General features: G+C 61.1%; 12 protein-coding genes. 5 read left to right on the top strand and 7 right to left on the bottom strand.

Translation table 11 applies throughout. The features are described from left to right. The first annotated feature begins 2 nt into the window (after positions 1–2). The 4 genes from sfsA to ACYQ11_RS14165 are packed head-to-tail and all read left to right on the top strand — an operon-like array spanning position 3 to position 4,048. The gene (sfsA, locus tag ACYQ11_RS14180; protein ID WP_459924457.1) at positions 3–728 is read left to right on the top strand and encodes a DNA/RNA nuclease SfsA; all 726 of its coding nucleotides are present in this window, start codon (positions 3–5) and stop codon (positions 726–728) included. Continuing rightward, a complete protein-coding gene (locus tag ACYQ11_RS14175) occupies positions 725–2,107 on the top strand; it encodes a TIGR01777 family oxidoreductase (RefSeq protein WP_459924456.1) in 1,383 nt (460 codons plus the stop codon). The genes sfsA and ACYQ11_RS14175 overlap by 4 nt, the downstream gene beginning before the upstream one ends. Then, positions 2,104–3,231: a hypothetical protein gene (locus ACYQ11_RS14170; protein WP_459924455.1), complete on the top strand. Its 1,128-nt coding sequence runs from the start codon at positions 2,104–2,106 to the stop codon at positions 3,229–3,231. The genes ACYQ11_RS14175 and ACYQ11_RS14170 overlap by 4 nt, the downstream gene beginning before the upstream one ends. Continuing rightward, the gene (locus ACYQ11_RS14165) at positions 3,224–4,048 is read left to right on the top strand and encodes a rhodanese-like domain-containing protein (RefSeq protein ID WP_459924454.1); all 825 of its coding nucleotides are present in this window, start codon (positions 3,224–3,226) and stop codon (positions 4,046–4,048) included. The genes ACYQ11_RS14170 and ACYQ11_RS14165 overlap by 8 nt, the downstream gene beginning before the upstream one ends. Before the next feature lie 14 nt (positions 4,049–4,062). On the opposite strand, the gene ACYQ11_RS14160 is transcribed toward ACYQ11_RS14165, so the two are convergent. Then, positions 4,063–6,843 carry a cache domain-containing protein gene (locus ACYQ11_RS14160; RefSeq protein ID WP_459924453.1) on the bottom strand — a complete coding sequence of 927 codons (2,781 nt, stop codon included), beginning with the start codon at positions 6,841–6,843 and terminating at the stop codon, positions 4,063–4,065. A gap of 207 nt (positions 6,844–7,050) precedes the next feature. After that, the gene (locus tag ACYQ11_RS14155; RefSeq protein WP_459924452.1) at positions 7,051–7,383 is read right to left on the bottom strand and encodes a ComEA family DNA-binding protein; all 333 of its coding nucleotides are present in this window, start codon (positions 7,381–7,383) and stop codon (positions 7,051–7,053) included. 216 nt (positions 7,384–7,599) lie between these two features. Between ACYQ11_RS14155 and ACYQ11_RS14150 the strand changes: the two genes are divergently transcribed. Continuing rightward, positions 7,600–8,292: a DUF2914 domain-containing protein gene (locus tag ACYQ11_RS14150; protein ID WP_459924451.1), complete on the top strand. Its 693-nt coding sequence runs from the start codon at positions 7,600–7,602 to the stop codon at positions 8,290–8,292. A 3-nt stretch (positions 8,293–8,295) separates the two neighbouring features. Here the strand turns inward: ACYQ11_RS14150 and ACYQ11_RS14145 are convergent, their stop codons facing one another. The 5 genes from ACYQ11_RS14145 to ACYQ11_RS14125 all read right to left on the bottom strand — a co-directional run bounded on the left by ACYQ11_RS14145 (position 8,296) and on the right by ACYQ11_RS14125 (position 19,504). After that, positions 8,296–9,600 carry an ankyrin repeat domain-containing protein gene (locus ACYQ11_RS14145; RefSeq protein WP_459924450.1) on the bottom strand — a complete coding sequence of 435 codons (1,305 nt, stop codon included), beginning with the start codon at positions 9,598–9,600 and terminating at the stop codon, positions 8,296–8,298. Beyond that, positions 9,597–12,005: a PAS domain S-box protein gene (locus ACYQ11_RS14140; protein ID WP_459924449.1), complete on the bottom strand. Its 2,409-nt coding sequence runs from the start codon at positions 12,003–12,005 to the stop codon at positions 9,597–9,599. The genes ACYQ11_RS14145 and ACYQ11_RS14140 overlap by 4 nt, the downstream gene beginning before the upstream one ends. 248 nt (positions 12,006–12,253) lie before the next feature. Then, on the bottom strand, positions 12,254–16,543 hold the full coding sequence (locus tag ACYQ11_RS14135) for an efflux RND transporter permease subunit (protein ID WP_459924448.1): 4,290 nt from the start codon (positions 16,541–16,543) through the stop codon (positions 12,254–12,256). A 31-nt stretch (positions 16,544–16,574) separates the two neighbouring features. After that, positions 16,575–17,996 (bottom strand): sigma-54-dependent transcriptional regulator, encoded by a 1,422-nt coding sequence (locus tag ACYQ11_RS14130; RefSeq protein WP_459924447.1) that lies wholly within the window; start codon positions 17,994–17,996, stop codon positions 16,575–16,577. After that, on the bottom strand, positions 17,993–19,504 hold the full coding sequence (locus tag ACYQ11_RS14125) for a sensor histidine kinase (RefSeq protein ID WP_459924446.1): 1,512 nt from the start codon (positions 19,502–19,504) through the stop codon (positions 17,993–17,995). Before ACYQ11_RS14125 ends, ACYQ11_RS14130 begins: the two co-directional genes overlap by 4 nt. Positions 19,505–19,536 lie beyond the last annotated feature (32 nt).

The following is a 19,536-nucleotide window of genomic DNA, read 5'->3' as shown; positions in this document are numbered from 1 at the left end:
AGGTGACCGCCGTCCCTGACCGCCGGGGGGGCCTGGTCTGGCCGGACCTGGTCCAAGGCACCCTGATCCGCCGATACAAACGGTTTCTGGCCGATGTCCGCCTGGACGACGGCCGGACGGTCACGGCCCACTGCCCCAATTCCGGGTCCATGAAGGCCTGTTCGGAACCGGGACGGCCGGTGTATCTGTCCGCCCATGACGATCCCCGGCGGAAGCTGGCCTACACCTTCGAGATCATCGACATGGGTTCGTCCCTGGTGGGGGTGAACACGGGGGTGCCCAACCGGCTGGTCCGCGCCGCCGCAGAAGCCGGCCTGATCGAGGAGCTTACCGGATACGACACGGTGACGGCCGAGGTCAAAATCAACGACAGGTCCCGGCTGGACCTGATGCTGTCAGACCCGGTCCGGGGACGTTGCTATGTGGAAATCAAGAACTGCTCCCTGGTCACCGACGGCCGGGCCCGGTTTCCCGACGCGGTGACCGAGCGGGGGCTCAAGCACATTCATGAACTGGAAACCCTGCTGGCAGAGGGGCATCGCTGCATGATGTTCTATCTGATCCAGCGCATGGACGCCTCGGAGTTCAGTCCGGCCGACGACATCGATCCCGCCTACGGCAAGGCCCTGCGCCGGGCCGCGGACCGGGGCGTCGGTATCGCCGTCTACGACGTGGACATCACCACCCGATGGATCCGACTCGGCCACAAGGTTAAATGCCGCCTATGACCACACAGACCTTTATCAGACAAACGCCCGTCGCGGCCCCGGCCGAAGACGTATTTGACTGGCACGCCCGTGAGGGGGCCATCCGGCGCCTCAGTCCGCCCTTTGCCCCGCTGATCATCCTTTCCAAGACCCCGGGGGTCGACACCGGCACGAAGGTGCGCCTTAAAATCAAGACAGGCCCGGTTTTTTCAGCCTGGGACGCCGTCCATACGGCCTGCGAGCCGGGGCGGATGTTCCGGGACACCCAGATCCGCGGCCCCTTCGCGTCCTGGAACCACACCCACCTATTCATTCCCGACGGCACCGGCTCGATCCTCGAAGACCGCATCGACTTCGCCCTGCCGGCCCCTCTGTCCTTTATCGGCCCGATCAACCGTTACGTCACACACGACCTGGCCCGGATCTTCGCCTACCGTCACGCCGTGACGGTGCGGGATCTCGCCCTTTTCCGGAAAAATTCAACCGGCCGTCCCCTGAACATCGCCGTCACCGGTTCCGGCGGTCTCATCGGTTCCAGGCTGGTGCCCTTTCTGACCACCTCAGGGCACACGGTCAGCACCCTGGTCCGACGGAAACCCGATCCCGACAAACCCGAAATCTTCTGGGACCCGGACAAGGGCCTGCTCGATCCGCGATCCATGGAAGGCTTCGATGTGGTGATCCACCTGGCCGGCGAAAACATCGGCGAGGTGTTCTGGACCGAGGCCGTCAAGGCCCGCCTCATCGAAAACCGGGTCCGGATCACCCGTCTCCTTTCCGAAACCCTGGCGGGCCTGAAGCGCCCCCCCCACGTGTTTCTCTGCGCCTCGGCCATCGGCTTTTACGGAGACGCGACGGGTCGGAGCCTGGATGAATCGGCCGGGGCGGGAAATCAGTTCATTTCACGGCTCTGCCGGGCCTGGGAAGAGGCCTGCGCTCCTGCGGTCACGCGGGGCATCCGGACCGTCACCATGCGCATCGGCGTGGTCTGCTCGCCCGAGGGCGGGGCGCTTTCCAGGCTTCTGCCCCTGTTCAGGCTGGGGCTCGGGGCCGTCATGGGATCGGGCCGCCAGGACGTCAGCTGGATCTCTCCGGAAGATGTTCTTTACGCCATGCACCACCTGATCACCACACCGGAGCTGTCCGGACCGGTCAATCTGACGGCTCCCCATCCGGTGACCCACCGCGAGCTGACCCGGACCCTGTCGCGTCTGCTCCGTCGGCCCGCGCCCTTTCGCATCCCCGAATGGCTGATCCGGGCCCGTTTCGGCCGGATGGGTGAGGAGATCCTCCTGTCCGGATCACGCATCGTTCCGAAAAAGCTTCTGGATTCCGGATACCGTTTCATCCACCCGAACCTGACCGACGCCCTCGCCGAGGTCCTGGGAGTAACGCCATGAACCCCCGTTTGAAAGCGCTGTTCGTCATCCTGATGACCACGGCCCTGGCCTTTGGTTTCCTGCATTCCTTTCTTCCCCATGTGACCCTGTCTTTTGACCGGCTCCACATTTTCCTGTTCAACCTCTGTTCGGGCGGAACCATCGTCCTCTATTACACGGAAAAGCAAAAACGGCTGACGGCCCGGGCCTCCGCCTTTCTGATCGTCTCGCTCTGCTACGCCCTTCTGGCCTTTCTGGAATTCTATGCCGAAGCCATCGTCTGTTCACTGATCCTGGCCCTGATCGTCGAGAACGTAAGAATCCGTCGTTTTTCCTTGTTCCCCTGGAACTTTTTCAACGCGAAGGCCCCTGTTTCCGACAAATTCAACCAGGCCTCCCTGCTCTGCCTGTCCCTGGGCCTTCTGATCTCGTCGACCGTGATCGTCAACAACGAATTCACCCACTGGGTCAGTATCCCCAAACTCCGGCTCGACACCTTCTTTCTTGGCTTTTCCTTTCCGCTGTCGCTGATCACCATGTCCGTGATGTTTTCCATCATGAAGCCCCCCGAAAGTCCCTGGGCCGCAGCCGTCCGCAATCTCTGCTTCTGGTCCGTGAACCTGGGGGTGATCATCTTTTTTCTGTTTATCCTCATGGAAACCCTGGCGCCCCAGGTGGTGGTGACCCTGATTCTGTTCGCAAGCGTGACGATGATGCTGTATCTGTTCGTCACCCGTGTGGACCGGCTCCAGCAGAAAGCTTTCCTGACCTCGGGCATGGGTTTTCTGCTGTACACGGCCGTCAGCGGCATCGCCTATATCATCGTGGAATTTTATCCGGCGTACTACGATGAGGTTCACACCGTTCTGCTCAAGGTCCATTCCTTTGCGGCCCTTTACGGATGGAACCTGTCGGGCCTTGCCGTGATCGTCCGGTTTGATGATTTTCCCATCCGCCTCCACTCACCCACCCTGATCCTGGCCCACTGGGTGATCGTGGTGATTCTGGCGCCGTTGGGATACTTTTTTCCGTTTTTCGCCGGCCCGGCCACCATCTGTTACGGCCTCTTGCTGTGCGTGCTTTTTTTTACCCAGGGGAAACATCCCGGAACCCGAACCAACCGTCAAGGGGGAGATTATGCCTGACAAAACCATCACCGACATCACCGCCGATCAGTTCAACGCCTACATCGACTCCCACGATGAGAAGGAATACGCCCTCATCGACGTGAGACAGCCCGAAGAATACCATGAGAGCCATATCCCCGGAGCCCGGCTCCTGCCCTTTCCCACCCTGGGCACGGCCCTCGACACCCTGCCGGAAAACGTGGACCTGATCTTCACCTGCAGGTCGGGCGCACGGTCCCGGGCCGCCGCGGCCCTGGCCCTGGACTCGAAGAAAACGCTGGGCCGGATCTACAACATGGCGGGGGGGATTCTGGCCTATAACGGCAAAACCCTGGAGGATTTCCCCAAGGTTCAGGTTCTGGGCAACAAAGACGATTTCGAGGACATGCTGCTGGCCGCCATGGACCTGGAAAAGGGGGCCTGGAATTTTTACAAATCCATTCTTGAAAAATTCCCCGACGAACCGTTCAGCGACGCCGTCGAATACCTGAGTCTGGCCGAAGCCGACCACGCCGAAGCCCTGTACCGGATTCTCAGCAAACGCAAAGAGGATCTTCCGGAATTCGACACCTTTTTCATGAGCCTGTCCGGCGATATCCTCGAAGGCGGAGTCACCCTGAAAGACGCCCTTTCCCGCCTGAACCGGCTGACCGGTCCCCAGCCTCTGGCCGTCCTCGAAATGGCCCTGGACATCGAGTACTCGGCCTTCGATCTGTACCGCAGCGGCGCCGATCTGGTCAACGACCCCGACATCAAACGGATTCTCTACGGCATTGCCAACGGCGAAAAGCAGCACATGAAAAAACTGGCCGACGCCTTCGCCTATCTGAAATGATTGTTTGAGGGTCGTCAGTCGGCGGACTCGGGGGTTGCCTGATCCAGAACCCTGCGGATCGCATCACCCAGATCTTTTTTGGCCACCGGTTTCATCAGGACCTCCCGGATGCCCATCGTTTCAGCCCGTTCCGGAGACATGCGTTCGCTGAAACCGGTGCAGACGATAATCGGCAGGTCCGGCCGGATGTCAAGCAGGGCCCGGGCCAGCTGATCGCCGGTCATGCCGGGCATGGTCATGTCGGAGATGACCAGATCCACGTCGGCGGGCCGGGCCCGGAACCGCTCAAGGGCCGCAACGGGATCGGTCTCGGCCGCCACCCGGTATCCCAGCCGCTCGAGCATCTGCCGGTTCAGTTCCACAATGGACGGTTCGTCATCGACAAAGAGCAGGGTTTCCCGTCCTCCGGGGGGCGAGTCGGGGGCCGGGGTCTTCGGGACCGCTTTCTCCTTCGCGGCCGGAAGATAGACATTGAACGCGGTGCCGTCGCCCTCGATGCTCCGGACCGTAATCACCCCGCCATGGTCCCGGATAATGCCGTGAACCACGGCCAGTCCCATGCCTGTTCCCTTGCCCACGGCCTTGGTGGTGAAATAGGGATCGAAAATCCGGTCCAGATGATTTCTGGCGATGCCGCTGCCCGTGTCCCTGACCGTCATCCGGATCCATGGGCCATCAGACGGATCCGCCTGGGACAGAGCTTCCGGGTCCGGGTCGTCAAGCCCCAGTTCGATGGTCATCATGCCGCCGTCCGGCATGGCCTGGGCCCCGTTGTTGCACAGATTGATCAGAACCTGGTGAAGCTGGACCGCATCGGCCGTCACGGCAGGCAGATGATCGGGGACCGTCACGCGGATCACGATGTTCGACGGAATGGATGCCGTCAAGAGACTCATGGTTTCACGGACCACGGTCCGAAGATCGACGGGTTCCTTGCGTGAATCGATCCTCCGGCTGAAATTGAGCAGCTGGCGCACCACATCCCGGGCCCGGAGACCGGCGTCCATGATTCGGCTCAACCGCCGGTGCAGTTCACCCTCCTTGTCCGCCTCGTCCAGCATCAGTTCCACATTGCCGACAATGATGGACAGCACGTTGTTGAATTCATGGGCCACGCCCCCGGCCAGATTTCCCACGGCCTCCATCTTCCGGGCCTGATGGAGATCTTCTTCCATTTTTTTCAGCTTGGTGATGTCCATGGCGATCTGCAGCCTCACCCAGCGGCCGTCGATCCACTCGATGGCCCGGTCATAGGTCACATACCACTTGCCGGTCAGGGGGTTCATGCCCTGGGACACCACAACCCCCGTGGGCCGCGCGTTCTCGTCGAGCAGCTGTGCCGTGGTACAGTGGGCGCAGGGGGCCGTCTTTCCGGCAAACGCTTCAAAACAGATTTGACCGGTCTTGTCGCCGCCGTACTCCTCGATCATGTACCGGTTCATGAACAGCACCTCGTGGGTATGCATATCGGCCACGTAAATGGTGGCGTCGATGCTGTCGAGGACGGTGAGAAACCGCTCGTGGGAGGTCTGGAGTGCCGCCTCGGCCCGGATCCGTTCTTCGATCATCCGGTTGGCCGATCGCGCCATTTCGGCAAACTCCGAAAAATGAAGGGTGTTCTCATCCATCCGTGCCGACTCGGTGGCCGCACGATCGAAAAATCCCCTGAACTGAACCATGTTCCGATGAATTCTGACGGAAAAGAGCCGAAGCAGAACGAAGGCGGCCAGAAATACCGAAACAAGCACCACGGCAATATCCCGCATGCTCCGCCGGATCCGGACGTTGAGTTCGTCCTGCCGCCGGGCGATTTCAGCCTCCACGGCCTCCACATGAATGCCCGCGCCCAGATACCACTGCCAGGCCTCGATGCCCGCGGCATAACTGAGCTTGCGCACCGGGGGGTTGCCGTCGAAGCCCGGCATCACGTATTCGACGAACCCGCCGCCGGACCGGGCCGCCCCGATCAGCTCCCGGACGATCTTGACCCCGTTCACATCCTCGACATCGATCATGTTCCGTCCGACCTGGGGTCCCGACAGGCTGATGCCGTCGTATTGTCCGGCAAACACATACCCGTCTTCCTCAAAGGAAATGTTACTGATCCAGGTCAGGCACTCCTTCTGGATATCCGCTCTGACATCCTCGATGTATTCCCCGGTGCCCAGCACCCATCCCAGGGGTTCAAAGACTTTCACAAAGGCGATTTTCGGGTAAAACCCCGGGCTGTCCGGTTTGGGCCAGGTATAGGTGTAGAAGGCTTCGTTTTCTTCCTTCAACAGGTCAAGCATGTCCCGGACCACGTATTCGCCCTGCCCGCCGGTCACGCCAAGCATGTTTTTGCCTTCCAGCTCGGGCCGGATGGGCAAAAGGACCTCCCGGCCCTCCCGATCGAAGGCGAAATAGTACCCCCTGTTGTCATTGAATCGGATGTTTCGCAAAGACTCGCGGATCACGTTTTCAACGGCGGCCCTGTCCAGGGCGTCCCGGCTCTGCTCATAAATCCCGGTGGCCAGGGTATAGGCTTCGTAAAGCCGTTCGCGAACGCTTCGGCGCAGGCGGTCTTCGGTCTGGGCCTGCATGTAGCGGACAAAATCCAGACTGCGTTCGACCTCGCGGGCGAGCATCTGCCTGCGTTCGTCCAAGAACGTCTGCCGCGTCCGCTCCATTTCGGAGGAAAATCGCGACCGTTCCGACGAAATCCACAGATAACCCACGGCGACCACGGCGACGATGGAGATCAGAACCTGATACACCAGAAGGGTCCGGTGCATGCTGATGTTTCGCAACGACATGGACAACCCCTGACTTGAATGAAAACGCCTTGTTGTGATGTATTGAATCGATACAAGGACTATAAACCGGATTGGCGATAAAGTCGACAGGATTTCGCCGGGGCTCCGGGGCAATCGGCGCCCGTGGGATCGGAATGCCCGGCAGACGGCGATGGGCGGGGTGGGCCGGTTTGCGGAGAAACCGGCCGATCGTTTCATTCAACCCGTCTATTTCGCGGGACCCGCCGTGACCAGTCCGGAAATGCGGGCGAGTTTTTTCTGCCCGACACCCTTGACCTGCTCGAGCTGGTCGGCCGAGGTGAACGGTCCGTGTTCGGCGCGATAGGCGACGATCCGTTCGGCGATATCCGGTCCGATCCCCGGAAGGGTGCAAAGCATCGCGGCGTCGGCGGTGTTGATATCCACCTTGACGGACGTCGGCAGGGGCGCATCGGCTGTGTTCACGGTTTTCGCCGCCGATGCGGAAAGGGGAATCGCCGCCGTCAGAAGGGCCGTCATCAGTGCAGTCAACCAGCGTTTTTTCAATTGAGCTTTTTTCAAAACCTATACCTCCTTCAGTCACGTTTTTACAGGGTTTATGATTGTGTTACTTCGAAGTTGAATCTTTTTTTCACATGAAATGTGATCTGTCAATTCCAAAAATAACCGTTTGGTCTTTTACCCTGTAAAAAACCCCGAAAAAGCGTTATTTGACGATGGACAGCACCGGGATGTTGCTGGTATGAGAGTGACACCAACGGAGAAACGAAAAGCATTATGGACAGAAAGACCATTGAAACAAGGGACGCGGAGCTGATCGGAACCATCCGGACCATTGTCGCGGGCAAGGAAACGCGACGGAGTGAGGCCCGCCTCATTCCGGGTGCGGTCGTTTATATCGCGAGCGCCCTGATCGGCGCGGGACTTCTGATCGCGGTCCTGATGCCGCCCGGGGCATCGAAGCACGGGGCGCCCCCGTCGGCCGCCCTGCCGACCCCCTTAAAACCGGCGCCGAAGGATGTTGCGATTGACACGGAACCGGCCCCTGCCGCCCCCCTTGCCGTGGTCCCCGCCGCCTCTTTGGATACCGTGCCGGCGGCGGAAACACCCCCTTCCGAATCCGTCGTCGACGCCCATCCGGCCGTCCGGATCGGTGAACTCGTCACATGCAGACGGGTCGAAAACCGGAGCGCCGTGGACCCGACGGCCGTGTTTTCCCTGGCCCGGACGCCCAGACCCACGGTCTGGATGACGGCGTTTGCGGATCGGCCGCCCCTGGCCCTGACCCATGTGTACCGCCGTAACGGGGCCGTTTACTGCCGCGTACCCCTTCGCATCGATTATCCGCGCACCCGGACCTGGAGCCGGGTCACGCTCGATCCGGCCCGCCACCTTGGCGACTGGCAGGTGGATGTCGTCGACGCATCGGGCCGGGTGCTAAACACCGTCAGCTTCCGTGCGGTCCCATAGGAATCAGCGATCGCCCAGCCCCAGCAGGGCCCACTCCCTGTCTTCGAAACGCCGGACCAGATCGTCCGGAAGGTCGAAAACGCCTTCGGACGCCAACCGTGCGACGGTTTGCAAATATTCCCGTGCATCCGGATCATCGGCCGAACCGTTCCAGGCACCGCGGAGCCCGTCAAGGGCCGCCGAAAGCGCCGTTTCTCCGGCTCTGTTGACCAGACCCGGATCCGCGCCCTGAAACAGCAGGGCATGGACATCATCGGGTTTCCCGGCCCGGGCCGAGCGGATCAGAAGGGTATCGTCGCCGGACAATCGAATATCCACCAAGGCTCCGGCCCGGACCAGGGCCTCGAACAGATCGGTGTGCCGGTTGTCAAGGGCGAGGGCAATCAGGGGGCGACCCGTCCGGCTGACGACATCCGGCGAGAGGCCCTGCTCAAGGAGGCCGCTGACCCTAGGCAGGTCCCCCCGGACCGTGAACTCGATCAGCAGACGTTCGGCCAGGGCGGGGTGCATGGCCGAAACAGGCAGGGGCTCGATGCGATACCAGGCGATCAGGGCCGGCGTTTCAAAGCCTTCGACCGAACCGGAACCGTCCGGCGGGGCGATGGTTCTGAGCAGATCAAGAGCCCGATCATCGCCGATGAGTCCGAGCATCTCGATATAGACGGCCAGACCCTCCCGACCGGGAATCGGATCGAAGTACTTGTAGTATTTCAGACCGGCCCGAGGGTCCACGGGATCCAGGCGGTCGGGGGCCTCGGACAGGGCCAGGCAGACCCGGGCGGCTGAAAGGATCGACACCGCCCGGGGGCTGTGCCGGACACCGGCGGCCACATCATCCCCGTATAGGGCAAGGGCCCGTTTGAACCCGCCGGCCACCGCCTCCCGTTTCAGGTCATCCTGCATGCCCCGAACCTGGGACGTGCCAGCCAGGGCGTCGGCCAGGGCATGCACCCCCGGGGGCCCCATGGCCCCCAGAGCCAGGGCCGCCCCCTTGGAAAGGGGCAGCGGCGCCCCGTAGCCCCGGACCCAGCGGGTGCCCAGACGGGGATCATCGAGCATCGACACCAGATAGGGTATCGACGGCAGGGCGTCGGCCCCCAGGTCGGCCAGGGTCTCCATGGCCGACAGGACCGCATCGGCATCCCTGTCGTACAACGCGTTCAACGGGCCTTTGACGTTCTCGGGGAGGCCTTCGTCGATGGCGGATTGGGGCAGGGACGGGCCGCCCCCGGGGCGGCATCCGGCCCCCCAAACAGCAATTAGCCCCATCATCCAGACAAGAAAAAGAACACGACCCGCCTGCATCATCGGCCATGCCCCCTGAGCCGACCCGCATCCCGGCTGAACACCCATTGGTCGAGCAATTGAAAGACCGCGTCCCGTTTGATGGGCTTGGTGGTGTAAGCGTTCATTCCCGCCGCCAGGCATTTCTCCCGGTCGCCGCTGAGCGCGTGGGCCGTGAGTGCGACAATCGGCACCTCGGTGAATCCCTTCATCCGAATGATCCGCGTGGCCTCGATTCCGTCGATGACCGGCATCTGGACATCCATCAGGATCAGATCGAACCGGTCGGGGGCCGCCTCAACGGCCGACACCGCTTCCCGGCCGTTGGCCACCACGTCGACCCGATACCCCGCCTTGGTCAGCATGGTCTGGGTCAGCTTCTGGTTGGCCGGATTGTCTTCGGCCAGGAGAATGGCCGCGGCATGCTTCATATCCTCCCGGATGGAATAGCCCGTAGCCATGGATCGTCGGGGCGTCCCCGATCCGGATTCGGACGCCGCGGGGCCCAAGAGGTTCGCCAGCATCTGAAGCAGACGGTCCCGGCGAACCGGCTTGGACAGGAAACCGTCGAAACCGATATCGCGGCAATGGAGGGCGTCACGCTCGGTGCTCGACGACAGGGCGATGACCGTCAGACGATCGAAGGGGGCGGGTGCGCTCTGGAGCCGTTCAATCAGGAGGCCGTTTGCCGCTTCGGGCAAACCGGTGTCGACAAGCAGGGCATCAAAAGGTTGTCCGGCGGCTCCGGCGACGGTCAGCCTGTCCGTCACCCCGTCGGCCCGGTCCGACGCCACGGCCTCCATGCCTGCGGCGCGAAGCATGACGCACAGAATGTCACCGCTCACCCCGTTGCCGTCGACAACCAGAATCCGTTTCCCTCGAAGGGAAATCGGCGGTTTCCGCGCGACGACACGATCCGGGACCCGGGTGTACCAGGCGGTAAAATGAAACCGGCTGCCTCGCGGCAATCCGGAATCGTCCGGGGCTCCGGATTCGACCCAGACCTCCCCGTCCAGATGCCCGGCGATGCGCCTGCAGATGGCAAGACCCAGACCCACGCCCCCGTACTGCTGGCTGGACGTGTTGTCCAGCTGGTGAAAAGCCTCGAATATGGATTGACGGCAGTCGCCGGGAACACCGATGCCGGTGTCGCGGATCATCGCGTGAAGCTTCAGCCGGTCCGACTCAACGGCCTCCACGGAAAGCGTGATCTCCACTTCCCCGGCAGGGGTGTATTTGACGGCGTTTCCCAAAATGTTGGTGATCACCTGACGAAACCTCAACGGATCGCCGGAAATCAAGGGAGGGACCGTGTCGTCGATGCGGCAGAGCAGTTCGATGGGTTTTGTTCCGATGCCCGACCGGACGATGTCAAGCACGTCGTAGACCACCAGTTCGGGATCGAAGTCCAGTTCCTGGAAATCCAGCCGGCCGGATTCGATCTTGGAAAAATCGAGGATGTCGTTGAGAAGCCCCACCAGAACTTCCCCGTTTTGTTTGATGATGTTCAAGTACTCTTCCCGGGCCTCATCGCCGGGGTTTTCCAGCAACAGATCGGTGAACCCCAGCACCGCGTTCATCGGGGTCCTGATCTCATGGCTCATGTTCGCCAGAAAATCACTCTTGGCCCGGCTGGCCGCTTCGGCCTGGTCCCTGGCCCGCTGAAGTTCAATCTCGACCTCCTTCCGCCGGGTGATGTCGCGTCCCACGCCCCGGAAGCCCGTGGGACGGCCCTGCTCGTCACGAATCAGGGAAATGGAGATTTCATTGACGATGCGACGGCCGTCCTTGCGGATCACCTCATATTGGAACAGGGTCTGGGGGTCGCCCTGAACAAAGACATCGTGATAGACCGTGAACACCTTGCTTGCGTTTTCCTCGTCCATGTAAGCCCGGTAGTTCATACCCAAAAGCTCGTCCCTGGAATAACCGAGGTTTCGGGAAAGAGCATCGGTGACCAGTGTGAAGTTGCCCTGCAGATCGATCTCGTAGTAGGCTTCCTCGACATTCTCCAGGATGGTGCGGTAGCGTTCCTCGCTTTTTCGCAGAGCTTCCTGGTCGAGTTTGCGATCGGTGACGTCCCTTGCCATGCCCCGGAAGCCCACCTTTTCGCCCGCGGCATTTCGGATCAGGGAGATGGAGCATTCCACATGGTGACGGGTGTTGTCCTGACGGTACATGGCGAATTCCATGCGTTTGAGGGGCTTTCCGGTTTCATAAACCCGGTTGAAGGCGGAAAACACCTTGTCCACATCCTCGTCGACCACATAATCCCTGTAGTTCAGGCCGTGCAGCTGCTCCCGCGGGCAGCCGTGGAGTTCCGCGTGGGAATCATTGAAAAAGGTCAGGTTACCGGAAAGGTCCACTTCGTAGTACCCGTCGGCGATGGTTTCGAGAATCGCCCTGTATGTCCGCTCAACCTGATCCATCGAAGATGTCCTGTCCGATCATGCGGATCGTCAACGAATAAAACGGCCGCCGTCCCTATCGATTCGGGGCCTGTCCATGGCTGTAACCCTTCAGAAAAGTGATGATTTTTTTATTTTTTACGATTATCCAACAAATGGCGGGGCGGTGTCAACACGAAACATGGACACGATCGGGGCCATCGCTCGGATCATTGGTCATAGAACGGTCTGTCCGGACGGCACGAGGCCTTCGATCGTGCCCCTCCCCGTCAGACCGGGTCTCCCGTGAACAGATTCCGGGTCTGGGCAGCCATGGCATAGTGAACGGGAACCGCGCAAACCGTCAACAGGCTGGTCAGGCCCATGCCGACCACAAGGGTCAGGGCCATGCCGGTCCATTCGGCTGAGCCGCCGAAAAGGCCAAGGGCCATGGGCAAAAACCACAGCATCACCGAAAGGGTGGTTAAAAGCACGGGTTTGATGCGACGGGTACAGGCCTCGATGATGGCCTCATCCAACTCCAGGCCGTCCCTGATCCGGGCGTTGATGCCTTCGACCATCAAAAGGGTCTGGAACAGCGCCGTCATGGCGATCCCCACCAGGGCCATCAGCCCGGCTGCCGTGAAGGTAAAGCGGCCCAGCACAAGCCCCGCCGTCACCCCGATAAGGGGAAAGGCCAGGGCGACAAACACGATCAGGGGCTGGATGAAGTCTCCGAAGCGAAGGCCCAGGATCAGGTAGATCACAAACGAGGCGATAAAAAGTCCGATAAAAAAGGAATTGAACCGATCCGCCGTTTCAGGAGGCGCACCGACGAGAACCAGATCTGCCGCCCCTTGACCGGCAAGGTTTTTTTGAAGCTGTCCGGAGGCCAGAGACGCCAGGTCCTGGGGCGTCAGATCCGACTGATTCTCGATCAAACCCCAGATCGTGACGGACGGGCGCCCGTTGATCCGACGTTTGAAATCAGGCTCGGGTCCCTGATCGGGCATCACCAGATCACCGAGGGATCGCGCCGGGGTATCGGCATTCCCGGCGATCACGGGCATATCGTACAGGTCACGCAGGGAGCTTCCGCCCTTGACTTCTTCGGCCCTGCGGTTCAGCCGGACGTTCAGGTCCAGGTCCCCCGGGGCGGCCTGGAATTTTCCCACAAAGACGCCGCCTTCCGCCGCCGCCAGGATTTCCGTGATGCGATCGGCAACCCCGGGTTCCTGGGCCTGGGAGGGCTTGAGGGCGTATCGCCCGGTCCGAACGTCACGGGGTCGGTCGTCACCGATAACGATCAGTCCCCGGGTTTGTTTCGATGTGGTCAACTCCTGGATCAGCCGGTCGGCGGCGTTCAGAACCTGATCCGGGTCGGAACCGGACAGGCGAAGGCCGACGGTCATCCCAAGGGGGGTTTCGCCCTGCATGGGAATCACGCGGATTCGAGGCCGGCTCGCCGGGTCGGGAACGGCGGCCTCCAGATGATCAGAAACGGTCATGCGGATCGTCTCCACCATGGCCGGGGCCTCATGCCGACGCAGGGGAATCATGATACTGCCGTAACGTTCCCCCGACATCTTCAGGCCGTCGGGCCCGGTCATCCGTCCGGCCAGTGCGGTGACCGCGGGTCCGTTTTCACCGGCCTGGTCATGGACGAAAAGGGCCGACAGGTCGCGAAGCATCCGATCGGTCGTATCGATGGAAACGCCGTCGGGCATGATCACCTGAACCTGGCAGGCCGTGGCAACATCCGGAACCAGATCCACGTCGATCAACCCGACACGCTGTGACAGGGAAAGACCGATCACAACCAGACAGGCCGCCAGAAGCAGCACCGTCACCGCCGAGGTCCGGCGTTTATGGCGGATCAACGTGCCGACCAGACCCGCGTATCGGCGTTCCAGAGCCGATCGGGATCGGGGTACGGCAACGCCGGTCGGCGACACTTCCCGCTGTTCAAAACGGCCCCATTGCAGCATATGGGCGGGAGCGACGATCAACGCACCGGCCAGACAGACGGTCAGGGCAAACATCAGGGGAAGGGGAATCATCAGAAACAGGGAACCCATGGGCCCCTGCCCGAGAAACATGGGCGCAAAACCCAGTATCAGGGCGACCAGAAACACCGCCATGGGACGGGCCGTCTCGGCCAGACCGTCTGCCGTCGACCGGTCCAGAGCCTTGCCCGCGGTCCATTGCCGATGGATGGCCTCGACAACCACCACCGTGCTGTCCACCAGCATGCCCGCCACCATCATGAACACCAGAAGATTGACGGTATACAAGGGAATCCCCAGGGCATACTTGACGAACAGGGTCGCGACGACGGCAAGGGGAATGACGACCATGGCGATCACGGTGTTTCGAAAACCGAGACCGATCCACAGAACCGCCGCCATCAGGAGGGCGCCCGCCGTCAGGTTCCGGACAAAGGCGCTGAAAGAGCGGATCAGGCCTTCGGACGCATCGTCGGTGACGGTCAGCAGCAGACCGTCTTCCCGGTGGCTGTCCCTGAACGCCTCGGCTTTCTGACGGATCTGTCGGACCAGCGACACCGTATCGGCCGACGGATTTTTCAAAACGGTCAGCCGGGTGGCCGCCGTTCCGTTGACCGAGGCCCGGTCTTTCGGGGCAAGGGGCTTCATCACGGCGGCGGTAGCCACGTCGGACATCCGGATGTCCCTGCCGTCCGCGTCTTTGCGGATCAGCACAGTCATCACATCGGCTTCACGGGAAAACCGGGCCACGCCGCCGGAAATCCGGCCGCTCTCATCCAGGGATCCCGCGAACCGGAGGGCCTGGCACACCTCATAAAACGTCAGCCCGTGTTCCTTGAGTTTCTCGGGAGACACAGACACATGGACCTCGTTGTATGATTTACCGGTGACGTCGATATGCCGGACACCCGGAACGGCCTTAAGGACCGTTTTGAGCTGATCCGCCAGGATCTGCCGGTTCGGCTCAGGCATTTTTCCGGCAAGATTCAGACGCACGACCGGATCGGCGGCCCCGTCGTCAACGAACACAAAGTCCGAGTTTCCGCATGTGGCGGGCAGACTTTTCCGGACGGCCAGAACGTGCTGTTTGATCCGGGCATAGGCCTCGGCATGGGACGCGTCGTTGGTCAGGACCACACGAATCGACGATCGGTTTCGTTCGGACAGCGAGGTGACCGACTGAACGGCCGCCATGCCCTCGATGGCCTTTTCGACGGGCACCGTCACCAGGGCTTCCACATCGTCCACGCCCATGCCCGCGCAGGGCGTGATGATGTAAACCTCACCCCGGTACGGAGACGGCATGGTGTCCAGGGGATTGTTGACGAGGGCATACATTCCAAGAATCAGCAGAAGAGCATGGGCCGCAATCAGCAGAAGGCGCCGGCGGGAAAGAAAGGCGTAGAGGGGACCCGGCACAACGGTCGGACCGGTCGCCGACGGTTCCGGCGCCGGCGGGGCCTCGTCGGTCAGACTGCCCTCGTCATTCAGATAAACCGTGGGGCCCTGTTCGTCCGGAGTCACCGGCTCCTGGGTCAGACCGTCGCAGGCCCTGATTTTTTCGGCGATGCAATCGATTCTCCCACGATCACCCGAGGCGGCCCATTCCCTGGCAAGCTTCCGGTAAAGAAACAGGGCCTCGTCGTACAACGCATGCTCGAAGTACTGATCGGCCTCGTTGAGTGTGGCCGAAAACCGTTCTTCGGCCGAACGTTTTTCCTGGGCGATGATTTCGGCGGCCTCGGGGGCGGTGGGTTCGAGATTGATCCGTTCGATCAGGCGCTCGATCTTATCCCGCACATACTGGATTTTCATCAACTCGCCGGTTCCGGCCAGATCACTGTTCAGCTTCCGGTAGATGCCGAGGGCTTCACGGTATTGGCGCCGGGTGATCAATTCCTCCGCATCGGAAATCATTTCGCCGAACAGGCGGGACAGGTCGCCTGATTCCGGCGGAACGGTCAGATCGCTGACCGGCGGGGTATCGATGGGCTGAAGGGAGATCTTGAAGTCGTCATCGACCACCTCGTTGAGAAAGGCGACCTTTTCCCGGATATGGTTGATCTTCTCCAGGTCGCCGGAGGCGGCCCATTCCTTCTGAAGTTTGAGATAGAGAAACAGGGATTCGTTGTACAGCTCGTGCTCGAAGTAATGGTCCGCCTCGAGCACGGTGGCGGCATAGCGTTCCTCGGCCGATCGTTTTTCCTCGGCGATCACCTGGGCCGATTCGGCCAGGGTGGGTTCCTGGTTGATCCTGCTGAGCAGCATTTCAATTTTTTCCCGGACAAACTGAATTTTCATCAGCTCATCTTTTCCGGTCAGCTCGCTGTTGAGTTTCCGGTAAATCACCAGGGCTTCACGGAACATCTTGCGTGAAATCAGATACTCGGCATCGGCCAGGGCCTCGCCGAACCGGGTGATCGACGCCTCCGCGACCATCTCGTCCCCCGCGTCTTCCGCGGGCCGGTCGACGACCTTCGCGGGAGTGTCGTAGGCCCCGTCTTCGGCCTTGAAGACACGGCGAAAAAAGGACAGGATGGTGCGGACCGCTGGTGAGTTGACAAATGAGCGCATAGGATCAATCCCCTTGACCGTTCATATTTTTTTACAAATCGATATCATAGGCCTTGATTTTACTCAAGAGTGACGGATGGCTGATTTCAAGAAGACGGGCCGCGCGGGTCCGGTTGCCCCCGGTTTCCGTCAGGGCGCGGACGATCATCACCCGCTCGAGCCGCTCCCGGGCGGGTTTCAGTGAAAACCCCGGCGGCAGGGCAAAGGCCTCGCCGTCTTCGCCCCCGGCATCCTCCGAACCGCCCTTAGGTTTCAGGGCGGTGAAATGCTCGGGCAGGAGTTCGTCGTCATCGGCCAGCACGATGGCCCGCTCGATGGCGTTTTCCAGTTCGCGGATGTTACCGGGCCAGTCATAGGCAAAAAACAGGCCCATGGCCGAGGGAGCGATGGATCGGATCTTCCGTCCGAAGCGCTCATTGAACATCGCAATGAACCGCTCGCAGAGCACCGGAATATCCTCCCGCCGATCCTTGAGGGGCGGGAGGGTGATGGACAGCACGTTCAGCCGGTAATAAAGATCTTCACGGAACCGACCCTCCCGGACTTCCAGGGCCAGATCCCGGGCCGTGGCGGCGATGACCCGCACGTCGATTTTCCGGGTCTTGAGTTCCCCCACGGCGCGGATCTCGTTTTCCTGAAGCACCCGCAAAAGCTTGACCTGCATGGACAAAGGCAGCTCGCCGATCTCGTCGAGAAACAGGGTCCCTCCGTCGGCCTCCTCGAACAGACCCTTCTTGTCGTAACGGGCGTCGGTGAAGGCGCCTTTTTTATACCCGAAAAACTCACTCTCCATCAGGGCTTCGGGAATCCCGCCGCAGTTGACCGGCACCATGGCCTTGTCCGCCCGATCGCTCATCCGGTGAATGCCTTTGGCGATCAGCTCCTTGCCCGTCCCGCTGCCCCCGGTGATCAGCACCGTGGTGCTGAACCGGGAGGCCTTTTCAGCGAGATGAAAGACCTCTTTCATGGCCGGACTCCGGGCCGTCAGGGTGTCGAAACGGTAACCCGTTTCCATGGTTTCAATGCGTTTCTTGAGAAACAGGTTTTCGTTTTTGAGTTTTTCCCGTTCACTGGCCTTTTCGAGAACCAGCTTGATCTCGTCGGCCTTGAACGGCTTGGAGATATAGTCGTAGGCCCCCTGTTTCATGGCTTCAACGGCCAGATCAATGGTGCCGTAGGCGGACATCATCACCACGGTGCTGCCCACCAGCCGCTCACGCCCCTCGACCAGAAAGGTCATGCCGTCCATGCCCGGCATCTTGATATCGCAAAGAATCACGTCAAAGGGCCGTCCGTCGGCACGGGCCCGGTCCACGCAGTCAAGCCCCCCTGTGCCGTCGGCCGCCGTCTCGACCTGATAGCCGAACTGCTCCATCATGGAGCCCAGCATGTGGCGCATGTTCTCCTCGTCGTCGATGACAAGAAGCCGTTTTTTGATGTCTGCGGCATTCATCGGGACTCACCCCCGTCATCGGCCGGCTCCCGGTCACTGCCGGGCAGGGGAAACCCCATGGTCACCCGGGTTCCCGACCCTTCCGTGCTCTTCACCTGAATATGGCCGCCCATGTCCTGGATAATGGTGAAGCAGACCGACAGCCCGAGACCCGTGCCCTTGCCGGGGTCCTTGGTCGTGAAAAACGGATCGAAAATCACGTCCAGATTCTTCTGAGGAATACCGGCGCCGTTGTCTTCCACGCAGACAACAAGCGACGGCCGCTCACCGCCTTGATTAACGGTTTCGACCGTGATCGTCCCCGGACGACGGTCCGGACAGAGTCCGATGGCGTCCACCGCGTTCAAGGCCAGATTCATCAGCACCTGACGAAACAGATCCGCATCCCCCATGATCCGGTCTTTTTTCGCCGCAAGGTCCAGCGCGACGGCGATACCGGCCATCACGGGCTGAACCTTCAGCATCTCGGCCACCTCGGCAATGGTGTCGTGGGCGGAAAAAAACCGGTGCGTGGGGGGCGAGGTCCTGGAATAGTTCAAAAGCTGGCGTATGATCCGGTCGATGCGGGCCAGCTCGTGTTCGGCCCGGGCGATGAAGTCGTTTTTCCGCTCCGTGTCGATGGACGGGTTCTTGATCAGTTCCAGATACCCGCTGACAATACCCAGGGGGTTGCCGATCTCATGGGCGATGCCCGAAGACAGGCGCCCCACCGAGGCGAGTTTTTCCGCCCGGATGATATCCTTCTGGGCCTTCTGAAGTTCCCGGTTGCTCCGCTCCAGGGACACGACGGTCTTCTCCAAAGCTTCCCGGCCGTCTGAGATCCTGCCGAGCATGTTGTTGAGGGCCTTGGACAGGGTGTTGAACTCGTTGCCGCCCTTCTCGTCAAAAATCAGATCCTTGTCGTTTCCGTGGTAGTCCTCCGCCCGCCGGAGCAGCCGCTTGACGGGACGGACCACCAGTCGGGACAGCTGATAGACCGAAACGGCAGTCAGCACGGTTCCGTTGATCAGAACATAGATGAACATCAGGCTCTGGGCCCGGCGTATTTGGCTGTAAAGGGGGGACAGGGGAATCGAAAGCGCCGCCGCGGAGGCGTGATCGAAGGCAAGGGGTGCCGCAAGAATCACCGACTGGGCCTGGAGCCAGAACACCCCCCAGTCCTTTCCGGCGGAGATTTCCATGAAGCGGCCCGTGTCCAGAGCCTTTCGGGCATGGGGTTCCAGGGTCTCGACGCCCGCTCCCCACCGGTCGTTAGGTCCGGAATCTCCATGAACGATCACCAGCCCGGACACCCCCGCCTGATCCAGGAGGACAGGCGTCAGAAAACGACCGGGCCCATCGGGCTCCCGTTCGATCATCGAAAGAAGCATCCGGCCACGGGCCACATGATTTCGGATCAACAGGTGCTCAACCACATTGGTGGTCATGAACACCGTCAGGCCCATGCCGAAAAAAAGAATCAGGGCGATCTGAACCGCGATGTTGGTTTTCAGGCCATAGGCGAACATAGGGTCAGGGCGTCTCCCGGTTGAGCGTGTCC

It is taken from the genome of Desulfatiferula olefinivorans, from assembly GCF_054657895.1.
Note: the sequence above shows the minus strand (reverse complement) of the source record. Positions and strands in the feature narration are given on the sequence as shown.